Annotated in this window: 15 protein-coding genes; 2 read left to right on the top strand and 13 right to left on the bottom strand. The window is 71.5% G+C overall.

Annotated features, from left to right (window positions below; translation table 11 throughout):
- Position 1 precedes the first annotated feature (1 nt).
- The 11 genes from carB to ACYVC6_RS17800 all read right to left on the bottom strand — a co-directional run bounded on the left by carB (position 2) and on the right by ACYVC6_RS17800 (position 15,582).
- A complete protein-coding gene (carB, locus tag ACYVC6_RS17850; protein ID WP_460715796.1) occupies positions 2 to 3,385 on the bottom strand; it encodes a carbamoyl-phosphate synthase large subunit in 3,384 nt (1,127 codons plus the stop codon).
- Entirely contained in the window at positions 3,378 to 4,514 is a 1,137-nt protein-coding gene (gene carA / locus ACYVC6_RS17845) for a glutamine-hydrolyzing carbamoyl-phosphate synthase small subunit (RefSeq protein WP_460715795.1), read from the bottom strand. The genes carB and carA overlap by 8 nt, the downstream gene beginning before the upstream one ends.
- Entirely contained in the window at positions 4,511 to 5,800 is a 1,290-nt protein-coding gene (locus tag ACYVC6_RS17840; RefSeq protein ID WP_460715794.1) for a dihydroorotase, read from the bottom strand. Before ACYVC6_RS17840 ends, carA begins: the two co-directional genes overlap by 4 nt.
- Before the next feature lie 2 nt (positions 5,801 to 5,802).
- Positions 5,803 to 6,768, bottom strand: a complete 966-nt coding sequence (locus ACYVC6_RS17835; RefSeq protein WP_460715793.1) for an aspartate carbamoyltransferase catalytic subunit — start codon at positions 6,766 to 6,768, stop codon at positions 5,803 to 5,805.
- The gene (gene pyrR / locus ACYVC6_RS17830; RefSeq protein ID WP_460715792.1) at positions 6,765 to 7,367 is read right to left on the bottom strand and encodes a bifunctional pyr operon transcriptional regulator/uracil phosphoribosyltransferase PyrR; all 603 of its coding nucleotides are present in this window, start codon (positions 7,365 to 7,367) and stop codon (positions 6,765 to 6,767) included. Before pyrR ends, ACYVC6_RS17835 begins: the two co-directional genes overlap by 4 nt.
- A 126-nt stretch (positions 7,368 to 7,493) precedes the next feature.
- The gene (locus ACYVC6_RS17825) at positions 7,494 to 8,300 is read right to left on the bottom strand and encodes a glucose 1-dehydrogenase (RefSeq protein ID WP_460715791.1); all 807 of its coding nucleotides are present in this window, start codon (positions 8,298 to 8,300) and stop codon (positions 7,494 to 7,496) included.
- Between the two features lie 7 nt (positions 8,301 to 8,307).
- Positions 8,308 to 9,378 carry an NAD(P)H-dependent amine dehydrogenase family protein gene (locus ACYVC6_RS17820; RefSeq protein WP_460715790.1) on the bottom strand — a complete coding sequence of 357 codons (1,071 nt, stop codon included), beginning with the start codon at positions 9,376 to 9,378 and terminating at the stop codon, positions 8,308 to 8,310.
- Positions 9,379 to 9,446: 68 nt separating this feature from the next.
- Entirely contained in the window at positions 9,447 to 10,727 is a 1,281-nt protein-coding gene (locus ACYVC6_RS17815; RefSeq protein ID WP_460715789.1) for a MinD/ParA family ATP-binding protein, read from the bottom strand.
- 45 nt (positions 10,728 to 10,772) lie between these two features.
- Positions 10,773 to 12,167: a dihydrolipoyl dehydrogenase family protein gene (locus tag ACYVC6_RS17810; RefSeq protein WP_460715788.1), complete on the bottom strand. Its 1,395-nt coding sequence runs from the start codon at positions 12,165 to 12,167 to the stop codon at positions 10,773 to 10,775.
- 279 nt (positions 12,168 to 12,446) lie between these two features.
- Entirely contained in the window at positions 12,447 to 13,901 is a 1,455-nt protein-coding gene (locus ACYVC6_RS17805) for a phytoene desaturase family protein (RefSeq protein ID WP_460715786.1), read from the bottom strand.
- Between the two features lie 4 nt (positions 13,902 to 13,905).
- Positions 13,906 to 15,582, bottom strand: coding sequence for a DUF3556 domain-containing protein (locus tag ACYVC6_RS17800; protein WP_460715785.1), 1,677 nt, complete (start codon positions 15,580 to 15,582; stop codon positions 13,906 to 13,908).
- A gap of 54 nt (positions 15,583 to 15,636) precedes the next feature.
- Between ACYVC6_RS17800 and ACYVC6_RS17795 the strand changes: the two genes are divergently transcribed.
- The gene (locus ACYVC6_RS17795; RefSeq protein WP_460715784.1) at positions 15,637 to 16,206 is read left to right on the top strand and encodes a TetR/AcrR family transcriptional regulator; all 570 of its coding nucleotides are present in this window, start codon (positions 15,637 to 15,639) and stop codon (positions 16,204 to 16,206) included.
- 9 nt (positions 16,207 to 16,215) lie between these two features.
- On the top strand, positions 16,216 to 17,067 hold the full coding sequence (locus ACYVC6_RS17790; RefSeq protein ID WP_460715783.1) for an MOSC domain-containing protein: 852 nt from the start codon (positions 16,216 to 16,218) through the stop codon (positions 17,065 to 17,067).
- Here the strand turns inward: ACYVC6_RS17790 and nusB are convergent.
- Both nusB and efp read right to left on the bottom strand, forming a co-directional pair.
- Positions 17,052 to 17,453, bottom strand: a complete 402-nt coding sequence (gene nusB, locus ACYVC6_RS17785) for a transcription antitermination factor NusB (RefSeq protein WP_460715782.1) — start codon at positions 17,451 to 17,453, stop codon at positions 17,052 to 17,054. The genes ACYVC6_RS17790 and nusB overlap by 16 nt on opposite strands.
- On the bottom strand, positions 17,450 to 18,013 hold the full coding sequence (gene efp, locus ACYVC6_RS17780) for an elongation factor P (protein ID WP_460715781.1): 564 nt from the start codon (positions 18,011 to 18,013) through the stop codon (positions 17,450 to 17,452). Before efp ends, nusB begins: the two co-directional genes overlap by 4 nt.
- Positions 18,014 to 18,381: the final 368 nt, after the last annotated feature.

Here is an 18,381-nt window from a genome sequence, read left to right as displayed (position 1 = left end):
GTCAGAACCCCTGGGTTGAGGAGGTCGTGCTGCGACCGTCTCGAAACCAGTCCTGGAGGGACCGCACCCCGATCGAGCCGCGGATGGACGCCTCGATCCCCTGCACGGCTGCCCCGAGGCCCTGCACCGTGGTGATGCACGGGATGTTGGCCATCACCGCCGCGGTGCGGATCTCGTAGCCGTCGATACGCGCCGAGCCGCCACCGGTCGAGCCGTGGGGGGTGTTGATCACCAGGTCGATGTCGCCGTCGAGGATCCGCTGGACGGTGGTGCGCTGGTCGCCCTCCCCCGGGCCCTCGAAGTGCTTGCGCACGATGGTGGCCTGGACCCCGTTGCGGCGGAGTGCCTCGGCCGTGCCCTGGGTCGCCAGGATCTCGAAGCCCATGTCGGCCAGCACCTTGATCGGGAAGATCATGGTGCGCTTGTCGCGGTTGGCCATCGAGACGAAGACCCGGCCCGCCCGATCGTCCTGGACAGGCAGTGGGAGCGAGCCGTAGGCCGCCGCCTGGGACTTCGCGAACGCCGAGCCGAAGTCCGCGTCGAGCCCCATGACCTCGCCGGTCGACTTCATCTCCGGGCCCAGCACGGTGTCGACCTGCTTGCCGTCGGGGGTGCGGAACCGGTTGAACGGCATCACGGCCTCCTTGACCGCGATCGGCTGGTCCGCGGGCAGGGTGCCGCCGTCGCCGTCGGCGGGGAGGAGCCCGGAGGCCCGCAGGTCCGCGACGGTCTCGCCGAGCATGATCCGCGCCGCGGCCTTGGCCAGGGGGGTCGCAGTCGCCTTGGAGACGAACGGCACGGTCCGCGAGGCGCGGGGGTTGGCCTCGAGGACGTAGAGGACGTCGGAGCCGAGGGCGTACTGGATGTTGATGAGGCCCCGCACGCCGACGCCGCGGGCGATCGCTTCGGTGGCCTCCCGGATCCGCTGGATCTCCGACTCGCCGAGGGTGATCGGCGGCAGGGCGCACGAGGAGTCACCGGAGTGGATGCCCGCCTCCTCGATGTGCTCCATGACACCGCCGAGGAACAGCTCCTTCCCGTCGTAGAGCGCGTCGACGTCGATCTCGACCGCGTCGTCGATGAAGCGGTCGACCAGCACGGGGTGCTCGGGGCTGATCTCTGTGGCGCGGTGGATGTAGCCCTCGAGCGCCTGGTCGCCGTAGACGATCTCCATGCCCCGGCCACCCAGGACGTAGGACGGCCGCACCAGCACGGGGTAGCCGATCATGGCGGCGATCGCGATCGCCTCGCTGTAGGACGACGCCATACCGTGCTTGGGGGCGTTGAGCCCCGCCTCGTGGAGCACCCGGCCGAAGGAGCCGCGCTCCTCGGCGAGGTGGATCGCGGCCGGTGAGGTGCCGACGATGGGTACGCCGTTGTCCTCGAGGCCCTGCGCCAGACCGAGCGGCGTCTGCCCGCCGAGCTGGCAGATCACGCCTGCGACCGGGCCGGCCTGCTGCTCGGCGTGCACGACCTCGAGCACGTCCTCCAGCGTCAGCGGCTCGAAGTAGAGCCGGTCGGAGGTGTCGTAGTCGGTCGAGACCGTCTCGGGGTTGCAGTTGACCATCACGGTCTCGTAGCCCCCACCCGGAATCGCCTGAGGGCCCTCGTCCTGCCCGAGCGCCATCGAGGCATGCACGCAGGAGTAGTCGAACTCGATGCCCTGCCCGATCCGGTTGGGTCCCGAGCCCAGGATGATCACCGCCGGCCGCTCCCGCGGCTGCACCTCGGTCTCCTCGTCGTAGGACGAGTAGTGGTAGGGCGTCGCCGCTGCGAACTCGGCGGCGCAGGTGTCCACGGTCTTGTAGACCGGCCGGATGCCGAGGGCATGGCGAACGCCGCGGACGACGTCCGCGGTCATCCCGCGGATCTTGCCGATCTGGGCGTCGGAGAAGCCGTGCCGCTTGGCCTTGCGCAGGATCTCGGGGGTCAGCTCGGCGGCGGCGGTGACCTCGACGGCCACCTCGTTGATGAGCAGCAGCTGGTCGACGAACCACGGGTCGATGTGGGTGGCGGCGAAGATCTCCTCGGGGGACGCCCCGGCGCGGAGCGCGTCCATGACCTTCTTGAGCCGGCCGTCGTGGGGGACCTTGATCTCCTCGAGCAGCGCGGCCTTGTCGAGGTCCACCCACTCCTGGTGCCAGTCGAACGGCGCGTCCTTGCTCTCCAGCGAGCGCAGCGCCTTCTGGAGCGCCTCGGTGAAGTTGCGCCCGATCGCCATCGCCTCGCCGACGGACTTCATGTGGGTGGTGAGCTCGTGGTCGGCGCCGGGGAACTTCTCGAACGCGAACCGCGGCACCTTCACCACGACGTAGTCCAGCGTCGGTTCGAAGGCCGCCGGCGTCGAGCCGCCGTCGGCTCGGGTGGTGATGTCGTTGGGGATCTCATCGAGGGTGTAGCCGATGGCGACCTTGGCGGCGATCTTGGCGATCGGGAAGCCGGTGGCCTTCGACGCCAGCGCGCTGGAGCGCGAGACACGGGGGTTCATCTCGATGACGACGATCCGGCCGTCGCGCGGGTTGACCGCGAACTGGATGTTGCAGCCGCCGGTGTCGACACCGACCGAGCGGATGATGCCGATCGAGAGGTCGCGCAGCTTCTGGTACTCCCGGTCGGTCAGCGTCATGGCCGGCGCGACCGTGATCGAGTCGCCGGTGTGCACGCCCATCGGGTCGAGGTTTTCGATCGAGCACACGATCACCACGTTGTCCTTGGTGTCGCGCATGACCTCGAGCTCGTACTCCTTCCAGCCGAGGATCGACTCCTCGAGGAGCACCTCGGTGGTGGGGCTGGCCTGGAGCCCGGCGCCGGCGATCCGGCGCAGGTCGGTCTCGTCGTGCGCCATCCCGGAGCCGGTGCCGCCCATGGTGAACGACGGGCGCACCACGACCGGGTAGCCGAGGTCCTCGGCCGCGGCCAGGCAGTCCTCCATCGAGTGGCAGATGGCGCTGCGGGCCACCTCGCCGCCGAGGTCCTCGACGATCTTCTTGAAGATCTGCCGGTTCTCGCCGCGGTCGATGGCCTCGATGGACGCACCGATCAGCTCGACGCCGTACTTGTCCAGCACGCCCGCGGCGTCCAGCGCCATCGCGGTGTTGAGCGCGGTCTGCCCGCCCAGGGTGGCGAGCAGCGCGTCCGGGCGCTCCTTCTCGATGACCTTCTCGACGAACTCGGGGGTGATCGGCTCGACGTAGGTCGCGTCTGCGAACTCCGGGTCGGTCATGATCGTGGCCGGGTTGGAGTTGACCAGCACGACCCGGATGCCCTCGGCGCGCAGCACCCGGCAGGCCTGGGTGCCGGAGTAGTCGAACTCGCACGCCTGCCCGATGATGATCGGCCCGGAGCCGATCACCAGCACGCTCCTGATGTCCTCGCGCTTAGGCACGCGCACCCTCCAAGCGACTGTGCTGCATGAGCTCCACGAACCGGTCGAAGAGGTAGGCCGCGTCGTGCGGGCCGGCCGCGGCCTCGGGGTGGTACTGCACCGAGAACGCCTTGAGGTCGCCGCCCGGGGAGCGCAGCTCGAGCCCCTCGACCACGTCGTCGTTGAGGCACACGTGGCTGACCGTCGCGACGCCGTAGGGCGTCTCGGTGGGGACGTCGAGCGGGGCGTCCACGGCGAAGCCGTGGTTGTGGGCGGTGACCTCGACCTTGCCGGTGGTGCGGTCCATGACCGGCTGGTTGATGCCGCGGTGGCCGTACTTCAGCTTGTAGGTGCCGAAACCGAGGGCCCGGCCGAAGAGCTGGTTGCCGAAGCAGATGCCGAAGTAGGGCATCCCGTCGGCGAGGGCGGCCCGCAGCAGGTCGACCTGGCTGGTCGTCGCCGCCGGGTCGCCGGGACCGTTGGAGTAGAAGATCCCGTCGGCCCCGAGAGCCAGGATGTCGTCGTAGGTCGAGGTGGCGGGCAGCACATGCACCTCGATGCCGCGCTCGGCCATCCGGTAGGGCGTCATCGTCTTGATGCCCAGGTCGAGGGCCGCGACCGTCAGCGTCTTCTCACCGTGGGCGGGGACGACGTATGCCTCCTTGGTGGAGACCTCCCCGGCCAGCTCGGCGCCGGCCATCTCTGCACTGGCCCGGACCCTGCCCAGCAGAGCCTCGGCGTCGGTCTCGGTCGAGGAGATGCCGACCCGCATCGCGCCGCGCTCGCGCAGGTGGCGGGTCAGGGCGCGGGTGTCGACCCCACTGATGCCGACCACGCCCTGTGCCTTGAGCTCGTCGTCCAGGCTGCGCACGCTCCGCCAGCTGGACGGGACCCGGGCCGGGTCGCGGACGACGTAGCCGGCCACCCAGATCCGCGATGACTCCGGGTCCTCGTCGTTGACCCCGGTGTTGCCGATGTGAGGCGCGGTCATCACCACGACCTGGCGGTGGTAGGACGGGTCGGTCAGGGTCTCCTGGTAGCCGGTCATGCCGGTGTTGAAGACCGCCTCCCCGAAGGTCTCCCCCTCGGCGCCGTAGGCATCTCCGCGGAACGTGCGGCCGTCCTCCAGCACCAGGATCGCGGCGGTCACTGGAGCTTCCCGTCCAGGACCGTGGGCCGGCCTCGCAGGAAGGTGGCGACGACCCGGCCCGGCAGCTCCATGCCCCGGTAGGGCGTGTTGCGGGACAGGCTGGCGGACTCGGTCGGGTCGACCACGCGGCGTACGCCGGGGTCATAGAGCACCACGTTGGCAGGCTCGCCGACCACGAGCGGCCGGCCCTGGTCGGCGACCCGGCCGATCCGCGCCGGGGCGTGGGACATCCGCTCTGCCACGCCGGCCCAGTCGAGAAGGCCGGGGTCGACCATCGTCTCCTGGACGATCGACAGCGCGGTCTCGAGACCGAGCATCCCGAAGGCCGCCGCGGCCCACTCGCAGTCCTTGTCCTCGTGCGGGTGCGGGGCGTGGTCGGTGGCGACGCAGTCGATGGTGCCGTCGGCGAGCCCGGCCCGCAGCGCCTCGACGTCGGCGGCCGAGCGGAGCGGCGGGTTGACCTTGTAGATCGGGTCGTAGGTCGCGGCCAGGTCATCGGTGAGCAGCAGGTGGTGGGGGCAGGCCTCGGCGGTGACGTTCCAGCCCTTCGACTTCGCCCAGCGGACGATCTCGACCGAGCCGGCGGTCGACACGTGGCAGACGTGCAGGCGCGAGCCGACGTGGGCGGCGAGCAGGCAGTCGCGGGCGATGATCGCCTCCTCGGCGACCGCCGGCCAACCGGCCAGCCCGAGGCGGCCGGACAGCTCACCCTCGTTCATCTGGGCGTCCTCGGTCAGTCGCGGCTCCTGCGCGTGCTGGGCCACGACCCCGTCGAAGGCCTTGACGTACTCCAGCGCGCGGCGCATCAGCACCGCGTCGCTCACGCACTTGCCGTCGTCGGAGAAGACCCGGACCTGTGCGGCGGAGTCGGCCATCGCCCCGAGCTCGGCGAGCCGCTCGCCGCCGAGGCCGACGGTGACCGCACCCACCGGGCGGACGTCGCAGTAGCCCGCCTCCCGCCCGAGGCGCCAGACCTGCTCGACCACGCCCGCGGTGTCGGCGACCGGGTCGGTGTTGGCCATCGCGTGCACCGCGGTGAAGCCACCCAGGGCCGCGGCCCGGGTGCCGGTCTCCACGGTCTCCGCGTCCTCCCGGCCCGGCTCGCGCAGGTGGGTGTGCAGGTCGACGAGGCCGGGCAGCGCGATGAGGCCCGACGCGTCGAGGACCTCGGCACCGTCGCCGGACAGGCCGGAACCGATCTCGGCGATGACGCCGTCGCGCAGCACGACGTCTGTGGGCGCGCCGCCGAGGACGGAGACGCCCTGGATCAGGTAGCCCGATGTCATGGTCACTCTTCTCCCTCGGTGGTGCCGACTGCGGGCTCGCTGCCCCCAAGCAGCAGGTAGAGCACGGCCATCCGGACAGCCACGCCGTTGGTGACCTGCTCGACGATCACCGAGCGGGGCGAGTCGGCCACGTCGGCGGTGATCTCCATGCCGCGCACCATGGGTCCGGGGTGCATGACGATCGTGTGGTCCTGGAGCGTCGCCATCCGGCGGCCGTCGAGGCCGTAGCGCCGGCTGTACTCCCGCGCGGTGGGGAAGAACGCGGCGTTCATCCGCTCCCGCTGCACCCGCAGCATCATCACGGCGTCCGCCTTGGGGATCACCGCGTCGAGGTCGTAGGACGTCTCGACCGGCCAGGACTCGATGCCGACCGGCAGCAGGGTCGGCGGGGCGACCAGCGTCACCTCGGCGCCCAGCGTGCGGAGCAGCAGCGCGTTGGAGCGGGCGACCCGGCTGTGCAGGACGTCGCCGACGATCGCGACCCGGCGGCCCTCCAGCCCGCCGGGCTTGGACTCACCCAGGTGGGTCCACATGGTGAAGGCGTCGAGGAGCGCTTGCGTGGGGTGCTCGTGGGTGCCGTCACCGGCGTTGACCACGCTCGACTTCACCCAGCCGGAGTGCGCGAGCCGGTGCGGCGCCCCGCTGGAGCCGTGGCGCACGACCACCGCGTCCGCGCCCATCGCCTCGAGGGTGAGCGCCGTGTCCTTGAGGCTCTCCCCCTTGCTCAGCGAGGAACCCTTGGCGGCGAAGTTGATGACGTCGGCCGACAGCCGCTTGGCGGCCGCCTCGAAGGAGATCCGGGTGCGGGTCGAGTCCTCGAAGAACAGGTTGACGACCGTGCGGCCGCGCAGTGCGGGCAGCTTCTTGATGGGCCGGTCGGCCAGCGCCCGCATCTCGGCGGCGGTGGAGAGGACGAGCTCGGCGTCGTCGCGGGTCAGGTCGGCCGCGCTGAGCAGGTGGCGCTTCACTGTCCGCTCCTCTCGTCCTCGATGGTCACCGCGTCGACGCCGTCGAGGTCGGCGACGCTGACCTTGACCCGCTCGACCAGCGAGGTCGGGAGGTTCTTGCCGACGAAGTCGGCCCGGATCGGCAGCTCGCGGTGGCCGCGGTCCACCAGCACAGCGAGACGGACGGCAGCGGGCCGGCCGACGTCGTTGAGGGCGTCGAGCGCCGACCTGATGGTGCGTCCGGAGAAGAGCACGTCGTCGACGAGGACCACGACCTTGCCGTCGACCCCGCCGGAGGGGATGTCGGTCCTCATCAGGGTCCGGGCGGGCTTGAGCCGCAGGTCGTCGCGGTACATCGTCACGTCGAGCGACCCGACCGGCACGTCGTAGCCCTCCACGGCGGCGATCCGCTCGGCGATCCGCCGGGCCAGCGGCACGCCACGACTCGGGATCCCGAGCAGGACGAGGTCATGGGCGCCCTTGTTGCGCTCGAGGATCTCGTGGGCGATGCGGGTGAGGGCCCGGGTGACGTCACCCTGGTCGAGGACGGTGCGGCCGTCGCTGGAGGATGAGCTGGCGGCCGTCTGAGGGGCCGTCTCTTGGGCAGGGCGCGCTGTCATGCGTGCTCCGACCTCCTTCTCCGCCTCTCTGGACGGCTCGTTAAAGGATGTCGATCGAGGTGAACCCTACCTCGCCCCACGAACCGGTGGCGCACCGGACGTCCGCGATTCCGCTGACCCGCGTCATCAGCCCCGTGGCCGCAGCGGGGGCACCGGCACGTCGATGGCCGGGCGTTCGGTGCCGCCGTCGACCTGAAGCAGCTTGCCGGTGACCCACGACGACGCCGGCGAGGCGAAGTAGAGCGCGGCCGCAGCGATGTCCTCGGGCGTGCCCGGCCGCTTCATCGGGGTGTTGGCGTCGAACTCGCGGCGCAGGTTCTCGTCGGTCAGCACGACCTCGAGGCTCTTGGTGGCGACGCCACCGACCCCGATCGCGTTGACCCGGACCAGCGGTGCGAGCTCGACCGCCAGGTTGCGGGTCACCTGGTTGAGCGCAGCCTTGCCGGCGGCGTAGGCCGCGAACGAGCTCAGCACCAGGTCGGCGGACCTGGACGAGATGTTGACGATCGAACCCGAGCCGGCCGTGTCGACCATTGCCCGGGCGGCGAGCTGGCTCATCAGGAACGGCTGGGTGACGTTGAAGCGCATCGCCCGCTCGAAGAACGCCTCGGACGTGTCCATCGCCGGCCGCGGACCGCTGCCGCCGGCGTTGTTGACCAGCACGTCGAGCCGGCCGTACGCCGACACGGCGGTGTCGACGAGCCGCGCCCGGTCCTCGGCGACCAGCACGTCGGTGACGACCGCCTTCGCACGGCGGCCGGTCTCCTCGATGCGGGCGACGACCTCGTCGAGGTCGCGCTGGGTGCGCGACCCGACCACCACGTCGGCGCCCGCCTCGGCCAGGGCGATCGCGATGCCCCGGCCGATGCCCTGGCCGGCGCCGGTGACGACGGCAACCCTCCCGTCGAGCCGGAAGAGGTCGAGGATGCTCACGCGAGGATCACCGGGCCAGGTGCGGCGCGGCGCGACCGGCGATCAGCGGCAGGTCGAGGTAGGTCTTGATGCCGGGCTCCGCGGCGACGACGTAGGGGATCGCGCTGACGCAGTGGTTGGCGGTCGAGACGACACCGGGGTTGCGGACGAGCCCCTCCTCGATCGTCTCGGGCTGCAGGCCCTTGAAGGTGAGCTTCACGGACGGGTCGCCCGTGACCTCCACCTCGAATCGCTCCCCCTCGGGACCGATCTCCCACGCCGGGTCGAGGGCACCCTCCCCCATCAGCCAGTTGACGGTCGCGGTCACGACCGGTTCTCCCCTGACGGTGGCCCGCCAGCTGAAACGCTGGCCGGCCACCAGGCCCGGCTCGATGACCCCGATCGGGGACTCGATCGGGGCGGTCGCCACCGCGACGTCGTGGACGGTGGTCAGCTCGGGGTCGATGTCGAACCCCATCTCGTCGGCGACCATCCGGACGGACTGCTTGAACCCGCCGCTGAGCAGCCCGACGATCATCCCGCCCTTCGCCTCCTCGGGCGTGGCACCGAAGGCCATGATGTGGCGGATCACGTCGGGCGCGCCATAGGTGCGGATGTCGGAGAACTCCTCGGCCCGCACGTGCGTGACGCCGGCCGAGAGCGCGGAGATCATCAGCGGGAACCGCTCGGTGATGCCGCCCGGGTGGATGCCGGTGCCGTGCAGCGTGGCGTTGCCCGCCGCGCAGGCGGCCTGGAGCTCACCGGTCGTCGCCGGGTCGGGGTTGACCCAGCCCACCGGCGTGACCACGTTCTTGCCGGCCCGGAGCAGCGCGACGACCTCGCCCTCGTCGGGCATCAGTGGTGAGTAGACGACGCAGTCGGCCTCGCCGTCGAGGATCTCCTGCCGGCTGGTGGTGGCGAGCACGCCGACCGGTTCCCCGCCGATGATCTCGCCGACGTCCGCACCGTGCTTGCTCTCGCTGTGCACCCAGGCCCCCACCAGCTCGAGGTCGGGGTGCGCGAGCACGTCCTGCATGGCGGCCTTGCCGACCCCGCCGGTGGCCCACTGCGCGACCTTGATCCGTGCCCGGTTCGTCATGAGCGGAACCTAGAACAGGTTCTAGTCTTCTGCAACGGCCCTCGGCTGGCGCCGAGTCCGGACGCTGGCTACAGCGCCGCGGCCATGGCGGCACACGCGTGCAGCCACGAACGCCGGGTGCCCTCGGACAGCTGGTTGTAGGGCAGGACCGACCCGGCCACGAGCGCCGGGTCGTAGGGCACCCGGAACACTCCGCGGGTCCGCTGCTGGTAGACCTCGACCAGGTCGGCGGCGAGCTTGTTGTCCACCTGGGCCGAGGGGTCCGAGAGCACCGTGATCGTCTTGTACTTGAGGTTCTGGTAGCCGGCGTCCTGAAGGGCGTCGAGCATCCACAACCCGCTGTAGCCGGTGTCCTCGCGGACCGTCGAGGTGACGACGAGCAGGTCGGCCGCGTCGGCGGCGGCCAGCCAGTTCTCCGCCCTCATGTTGTTGCCCGTGTCGACGAGGATGATCCGGTAGAAGCGCTCGAGCAGGGAGTGGACGGCGTTGAAGTCGTCGGCGTGGATCTGGCCGGTGACGTGGGGCCGCTCGTCGGAGGCGAGCACGTCGAAGTGCGCGTCGCCCTGGGAGCGCACGAAGGCGCCGAGGTCGCCGATCCGCGACTGGTAGACGTCCTTGAAGCGGCCGAGGTCGTCGAGCAGCTCGCGGGTGGTGTTGCGATGGCTGCTCCTGGACCCGCGGATCCCCAGCGTGCCGCGGGTCTCGTTGTTGTCCCAGGCGATGACGCCTCCGCCGCGGACCGTCCCGAACGTGTAGCCCGCGGCGAGGACGCCAGTGGTCTTGGCCGCCCCGCCCTTGGGGTTGATGAACGCGATCGTGCGCGGGCCGTCGAAGTCGCGCTGGATGGTCGCCCGGTCATTGGCGTGCTGGCGCTCGGCCGGGCCCATCCGCGGCTTGATCAGGCCGCCGGTCATCCGGCGCACCCCGCCACGCCAGCCCCAGGTGGCCGGACCGTGGTCCTCGTGACCGGCGCGCCGGTCGAGGAAGTCCGAGGCCGTCATGAAGCGGCGGACCTCGGGCTCGGCGTCACCGGCCGGAACGGCCGCGGGCGTCGCGGTCGCCGGCCTGAGCGCCGGCACCGCCGACGGCGGCGGCGCGGTCGGACGTGGGCCCAGGGTCGGGCGTGGGTCGGGGGCCGGGCTCGACGTCACCGAGGTCGCCGGCGTGATCGTTCGCGGTGGGGGTGGCAGCGCCTCGGCCGGGGGCAGTGGGTCCGTCAGCGGGTCGGCCAGCGGGTCGACCAGCGCGTCGGCACGCGCCTGCTCCGCGGCGTAGGCGGCGAGCTCCTCGGGCGTGTAGAGCCGGTCGCTGGTGTCATCGGCAGTGTCAACAGCAGGGGACTCCGACATGTGTCGCATCCTTCGGTTCCGAGTTCCGACGGGGTATGCCGCACCCTACGCGGTCGTGGCCTGGTGAAGCTTGCCGAGCGCGACCTGGATGGTCCGATGGAAGGTCGGGTAGGCGAAGTGCATCCGGCGCAGGACCGGGAGCGGGACCTCCGCGTGCACGGCGGTCACGAGCATCCCCAGCACCTCGCCGCCGTAGGGCGAGGCGACGCACGCCCCGACCAGGACGTCACGGTCCAGGTCGCCGACGAGCTTGACCACGCCGGTCGTACCCGGGCCGTGGATCCAGCCCCGGCTCGACCTGTCCACGTCAGCGGTGGCGACGGCCACTCGCAGCCCCTGCTCGCGGGCCTGGACCTCGGTCAGCCCGACCGAGGCGACCTCGGGGTCGGTGAAGGTCACCCGGCTCACCGCGCGGTAGTCGGCCCGGACGTCCTCGGTCCCGAGGATGTCGGCGACCGCGACGAACGCCTGGTAGCGCGAGACGTGGGTGAACGCCCCCCGGCCGGTGATGTCGCCCAGCGCCCAGAGCCGCTCGCCCGCCCGCGAACGGTCGTCGACCTCCACCACGTCGGCGTCGGGGTCGAGACCGACGGTCTCCAGACCGACGTCCGCCAGGTTGTGGGAGCGGCCGGTGGCCACCAGCAGCTGGTCGGTGACGAGGTCCTCACCGTTGACGACCGAGGTGAAGCGGCCGTCGTGGCTCACCCGCTCGATCTCGACCCCGCACCGCACCGCCACCCCGTCCGCGCGCAGCGCGGCGGTCAACACCTGGCTCGCCTCCGGCTCCTCGGCCGCGAGGAGCCGGTCCTCGACCTCGAGCACCGTCACCCGGGTGCCGAACCGGGCGAAGGCCTGCGCCAGCTCGACGCCGTTGGGTCCACCCCCGATGACCGCCAGCGTGGCGGGCATCTCGGTGACCTTCATGGCCTCGCGGTTGGTCCAGTACGGCGTCTCCGCGAGCCCCTCGATCGGCGGCCGGGCAGGTTCCGTGCCGGTGTTGAGCACCACCCCGCGGGCAGCCTCGAAGGTCTCCCGCCCCTGCCCGGTGTCCACCGCGACCCGGCCGACGCCGTCGAGCCGGCCATGGCCGCGGATGATCCGCACGCCCGCCTCCTCAAGTGGACCGGCGTGGTGGTGGTCGGTCCAGTCGTGGTTGGCCTCCCGGATCCGGCCCGCGACCAGCGACCAGTCCGGCCGGACGTCGACCTCACCGCCGAGACCCGACGCCCGGCGCGCCTCGGCCAGCACGTCGGCGGCCCGCACCATCAGCTTCGACGGGGTGCAGCCCCAGAAGGGGCACTCGCCGCCCACCAGCGCCCGATCGATCCCGACCACGTCGAGGCCCGCCTCGGCGAGCTTGCGCGCGGCGTACTCACCTCCGGGGCCGAGCCCGAGCACGACGACGTCGACCTGCTGCACCCGTCCCCGCGAGGTCTCCATGGCGCCACCCTGACATCCGACCCGTGATCCGGCCCATGATGGGCCGGTGACCACGACGCGACGCGGCCTCCTGGAGCCGGCCTGGCGAGCGGCGCGGCGGTCGCGCTGACCGGCTGCAGCGACGACGCTCCCGAGGAGAAGCTGGGCGCGACGCGAGCGCGCGGTGCGCGCGGCCGCGGCGGCCTATCACGGCGGCGTCGCGGGGCAGTACGCGCTCACCGACAGCACCACCATGGGGCTGGGCCTGATGTACGGCGGACTCTCGCTCGCGCGAGGCGGTCAGCTCACTCGTCTGAGGTGGGCCAGCGCCCGGGTGGCGGCCCAGTAGCCGCACATGCCGTGGACGCCGGCACCCGGCGGGGTCGCCGACGAGCACAGGTAGTAGCCGGGCGCACCGGTGGCGTAGGGGTCGCCCAGGACCTTGGGCCGGCCGAGGAGCTGGCGCAGGTGGTTGGCCCCGCCCGCGATGTCACCGCCGACGTAGTTGGGGTTGTCGGCCGCGAAGCCGGCCGGGTCGCGCACAGCGGTGGCCACCACGTGGTCGCGGACCCCCGGCGCGAAGCGCTCGATCTGGTCGAGCACGACCTGCTCCCCCGGTCCGCTCCACGCCGACGGCACGTGGGCGTAGGCCCACACCGGCTGGATGTCGCCCGCGGCCCGGGTCGGGTCGGCCAGCGACTGTTGGGCGAGCAGGACGAACGGGCGCTCGGGCATCCGGCCGGCACAGACGGCCGCCTCGGCCTCGGCGATCTCCTCGAAGGTGCCCCCGAGGTGCACGGCGCCGGCCCGGCGCGCGGCCTCGTTGGTCCAGGGGATGCCGCCGCGGACCGCGAGGTCGACCTTGTAGGAACCGGGGCCGTACTGCCAACGGCGGTAGGCCCGCCTCGTGCCGCGCGGCAGGTCGTCGCCGAGGATGTCCGCGACCGCGCCGGGCCCGGTGTCGAACAGGGTGACCCGCGCCGCGGGCAGGTCCGCCCGCGAGGTGACCGGGTGTCCGGTGACGATCGAGCCGCCCAGCGACCGGAGCAGCGAGGCGAGCGCGTGGGTGATGCTCGCCGACCCGCCCGCGGCGACCGGCCAGCCGTGGACGTGGCCGGCCGCGAACAGCATCATCGCCACCGAGGCCGTCGCGGGCCGGTCGAGCGGCCGGAACACGTGCGCCGCCGAGCCGCCGAACAGCGCCTTGGCCTGCGGTGTCCTGAACCGCTTCACGAACAGGTTGGCCGGCAGCCCGGCCCGCAGCCCGAACCGGGCCATCCGGACCGGGTGGTCCGGCCAGCGGAGCACCGGGCGCAGCACGTCCCGGGCGAGGTCGTCGAAGTCCTTCACAAGCGGCTCGAAGGCGCGTCGCCAGGCCCGGCCGTCGACGCCGAGCCCCGCGCACGTCTCGTCGAGCGAGCGCACCATCACCCCGGCCGAGCCGTCGTCGAGCGGGTGCGCCAGGTCGATCTCGGGGTAGCGCCAGACCAGGCCGTGCTCGGCGAGCGGGAGCGAGGACAGGAACGGCGAGGCGAGCCCGAACGGGTGCACGGCCGAGCACAGGTCGTGGATGACGCCCGGCACCGTCAGCTCTTCGCTGCGGGTCCCTCCCCCGATCGTGTCCGCACCCTCCAGCACGGTCACCGACAGTCCGGTCCGGGCCAGCGCCACGGCGGCCGCCAGCCCGTTGGGGCCCGAGCCGACTACCACCGCGTCGAGGGAGGAGCTCACTGGCCGGCTCACAGCATCACTCACGACGTCACGGTGTCACGTGGACCGGGATGTCGAGGTCGGTGGGCTGCCGGCTCACCATGTCTGCCACCTCGACGTAGCCGCGCTCGAGCTCCCCGGTCGCTGCGTCCACGAGCCGGTAGCGCTGGGTTCCCTTGTGGAACGGCTGGGCCTCCAGCATCACCACCCGCACCTCACCCGGCTCGAACCGGCAGCGCCGCTGCAGTGCCGCCACGAGCCGCTCGTCGTGCAGGTGCCCGTCGCCGAAGTTCCAGCCGAGCGCCGTGCCCGCCACCATCTCGCCGTCGATGACCAGGTAGTCCTCGTGCTCGGTCCCACAGGCGCGCTCGACGAGCGCGAACAGGGCCCGGCCGTGGGTGTGCATGCCACGGAAGGCGTAGCCGAGGTTCATGGTCATCGCGACGACGTCCTCGTCGCCGTACATCTTCTCCAGCTGCTGGTGGGGCATCAGCGATGCCTTGACCAAGTTGGCGTCCATCTTGTCGAGGGCGTCACCGCGGAAGCACCACAGGGAGGTGTCCCAGTTGCCCGCGTAGTAGCGCATCGCCGGCAGGAAGGACACGAGGTCCGGGCGCAGGTTGCCGAGGACGACCACCCCGGCGACGACCGCCATGAGCAGGACCACCGGCACCGGCTCGGCCAGGTCGGTCACGCCGAGGTCGGCATTGCCGATGAACAGGTTGACGATGCCGATCATCATGAACACGTTCCACTCCAGCGGCACGCCCATCGGCAGGCTCGACAGGATGTGGAAGTGGAAGGCGAGCATGCCCGCCGCGGCGACCTTGGTGACGACGCCGCCGTCGCCCAGCAGGAGCAGCAGCGGGACGGCGTACTCGAAGACGGTGCCGCCGTGGGCGAGTGCCCGGGACAGCCCGGAGGGACGCAGGTCGTCGGGGAAGTCCCGGTGGAACTTCCGCTTGATGCGCTTGGAGCGCCAGACCGGGCTGTTGCTCTCCATCGCGGCCACCACGAATGGGAAGTGCCGGTTGACCTTCGAGGTCGCCGCCCCCCACCAGATCGCGACCATGACCAGCTGCGCGGCGACCAGGGCGTCGGCCCCGGTGAAGAGGTAGGTCACCGCGAGCGTGCCGTAGACCTCGGACCGGGCCGCCAGGAAGACGACCTTGTCCCGGAGCCCCACCAGCGCCAGGACGACGAGCACGGCGACGACCTGCTCCTTCGGCAGGGCGCCCCAGACCGCGACGGACAGCAAGACCAGCAGCCCGGCGTACAGCGCGACGTCGACGGGCGTGCGCGTGTCGCCCCCGGTCAGGGGGACCCGGGAAGCCCACGGCGCCAGCCGGATCGTGCCTGGGCGCAGCCAGTAGAGGAACGAACCGAGCGGCGGGGTCATCCGAAGGTTGAGCGGGCCGAACCCGCAGCCGAGGCCGAGGACCTCGAAGAGCATCGTCCAGAGCACGAACTTGTAGAACACCGCCGGCGACTCCCACCACCGGCCCAGCTCGGTGAAGCCGTCGATGCCGGGCGTGGAGAGCACGAAGAGCCAGCCGACGAGCAGGTAGAGGGCGATCTTGACGACGTAGACGATCGTCACCGCGTCGGGCGAGCCGAAACCCACCTCGCAGAAGTGCCGGACCAGCGGCTTCATCCGCTCCTGTCGCGTGCCCTGGCGCCAGACGGGGAGGTCGAGGTCCGGGTGGTTCGGCTGGATGAAACCCACGCGGAGACGGTAGGGCTGTAGACACTTTCTCGCAAGTGTCTACACTCGGACGCGATGACCGCCCGTGACCGGATCCTCGACGCCGCCGAGGCGTGCCTGCGCCGCGACGGCATCCGCCGGACGACGGTGGCCGGGGTGGCCGCCGAGGCAGGGCTCTCCCGGGCGTATGTGCACCGGCTCTTCTCCGACAAGGCGACGCTCGTCTCGGCCGCGCTAATCCGTCGCGACGAGCAGTTCTGGGACGACGCGCACGCGCGCATCTCCGCGGCCGACGACGTCGCCGGGATGGTCGCCGAGGCGGTGCTGCTCTCCCGCGCGGCACCCCTGGGCCCCCTCGCGCTCGAGCTCGCTGAGGCCGAGCCGGAGGCCTACGCACAGGTCATGGGCACCTACGTCCACGACATCGTCCCCGGGCTTCTCGACTTCTGGGTCGCCGAGCTCGGCGCGGCCAAGGACCGTGGGCTGGTCCGGGCTGACCTCGACGTACAGGACGCGGCCGAGTGGGTGATCAGGGTGCTGGTGTCCCTGGTCGGCATCCCCGGCCGCCGGGTCGACGCCGACGACCGGGAGTCCCTGCTGACCCACCTGCGGACGTTCCTCTCCCCGGCCCTGGAGGAGCCCTAGGCTCGACCCGTGCCTGTGGTCGTCACCGAGCTCCGCCGTTTCCCCGTGAAGTCGTGCCGCGGCGAGATGCTCGACGAGGGCCTCGTGGAGCCGTGGGGCCTTCAGGGCGACCGCCGCTGGATGCTCGTCGACGACCACGGTGAGGCGGTGACGATCCGCGAGCGCAAGGGCATGCTGCTGGTCCACCCTGAGCTGCGCCCCGACGGCGGGCTGATCGTGCGTGACACCTCCGGTTCCGGGCTCGACGAGCTCGTCGTCGACATCCCGTCAGGGGGCGACACGACACCCGTGAGCCTCTTCAGCGGTACGCCGTTCGAGGCGGCGGTCGCCGCTGCGTCGGCGCACGAGTGGTTCAGCAAGGCGGTCGGCGAGCCCGTCCGGCTCGTCCACGCCGAGGACCCGTCGCGCAGACCCGCCGACCCGGCCCACGCCGGCCCCGGCGTGCCGGTGGCCTTCGCCGACGGTTTCCCCCTGCACCTCGCGGCCGAGGAGTCGCTGGCCGACCTCAACGATCGGATCCTCGCCGGGCCCATGGCCGACCAGGGCCCGCTGCCGATGGTGCGGTTCCGGCCCAACGTCGTCGTGTCCGGCGCGCCCGCCTGGGCCGAGGACGGGTGGCGCCGGCTGCGGATCGGCGACGGGATCTATCGGTCGGTCAAGGGTTGTGCGCGCTGCACCATTCCGACCACCGACGCGGTGACCGCCGAGCGGGGCAAGGAGCCGACCGCGACGCTGGCCCGGTTCCGGCGTTGGGACGGTGCCGTCTGGTTCGGCACGAACCTGGTGTGTGACACCCCGGGGGTGACGATCCGGGTGGGCGACGAGGTCGAGGTGCTCGAGGAGGTTCAGCCGGCCGTCTGACGCAGGACCGCGCCCAGCACTCCGTTGACGAAGGACGGCGACTCGTCGGTCGACAGCTCCCGGGCCAGCGCCACCGCCTCGGAGACCGCGACCGCGTCGGGCACGTCGTCGACGTAGAGCATCTCGTAGACGCCCATGCGCAGCACGTTGCGGTCGACGCCGGGCATCCGGTCCAAGGTCCACCCCTGGGCGTGCTCGGCGAGCAGCGCGTCGATCCGCTCCTGCTCCGCGACGACGCCGCGCACCAGGGTCTCGGTGTAGGAGTTGGTCGGGCCCTCGCCGTCGGCGATGGCCGCCTCCAGCGCCTCGACCGCGGACTCCCCGCGCAGGTCTGCGGCGAAGAGCACGTCCAGGGCCCTTTTGCGGGCCTTCGAACGTGCCGTCACGAGGAAATGCGGCCCAGGTATGACGAGTCGCGCGTGTCCACCTTGATCCGCTCGCCGGTGGTGATGAACAGCGGCACCTGGACGGTCGCGCCGGTCTCGACGGTGGCGGGCTTGGTGCCGCCGGTCGAACGGTCGCCCTGCAGGCCCGGCTCGGTGTAGGTGACCTCGAGCTCGACCGAGGCCGGGAGCTCGATGTAGAGGACGCGGCCGTCGTTGCTGGCCACGATCGCCTCCTGGTTCTCGAGCAGGAAGTTCTTGGCGTCACCGACGATCTCGGGCGCGACCTCGACCTGGTCGTAGGTCTGCACGTCCATGAAGACGTAGGACGTGCCGTCGTTGTAGAGGTACTGCATCGTGCGCTTGTCGACGTTGGCGACCTCGACCTTGACGTCGGCGTTGAAGGTCTTGTCGACGGTCTTGCCGGACTCGACGTTCTTGAGCTTGGAGCGCACCACGGCGCCGCCCTTGCCGGGCTTGTGGTGCTGGAACCAGATGACCTGCCAGAGCTGGCCGTCGAGGTTGAGCACCATGCCGTTCTTCAGGTCGTTGGTCGTTGCCATGTGCGCGGATCAGCCTTCGGGTCTAGGGGCGTTCGGTAGCCGCCGGTTGTCCGGGCGGCAGCCGCCGAGTCTAGTGCGCCTGGCGTGGCGAGCCCGATTCAGCGATCATGCGCGGCTCGGGCCGAGACTTGGGTTGGTCCGTGGCTGCCGCATCCGCGGCCGCCGCCCTTAACGCATGGATTGCACGCGCCTGGTGCGTGCAATCCATGACCTAAGCCCGAGATGGGGCCAGTGTGGCGGGTGCGCTGACCAGTGTGGAGCCCGCGCACGCGGGCGGCGGGGCGGAGCCCTGCCGCCAAGCGCGCCGCCAGCAGGCCGACAGAGGCTCGGAGTCAAGGACGGCCGAAGGCCGCCGCGAAGCGGTGCGA

This window comes from Nocardioides dilutus (genome assembly GCF_054779555.1).
This window is presented reverse-complemented; position numbering and strand designations above follow the sequence as displayed.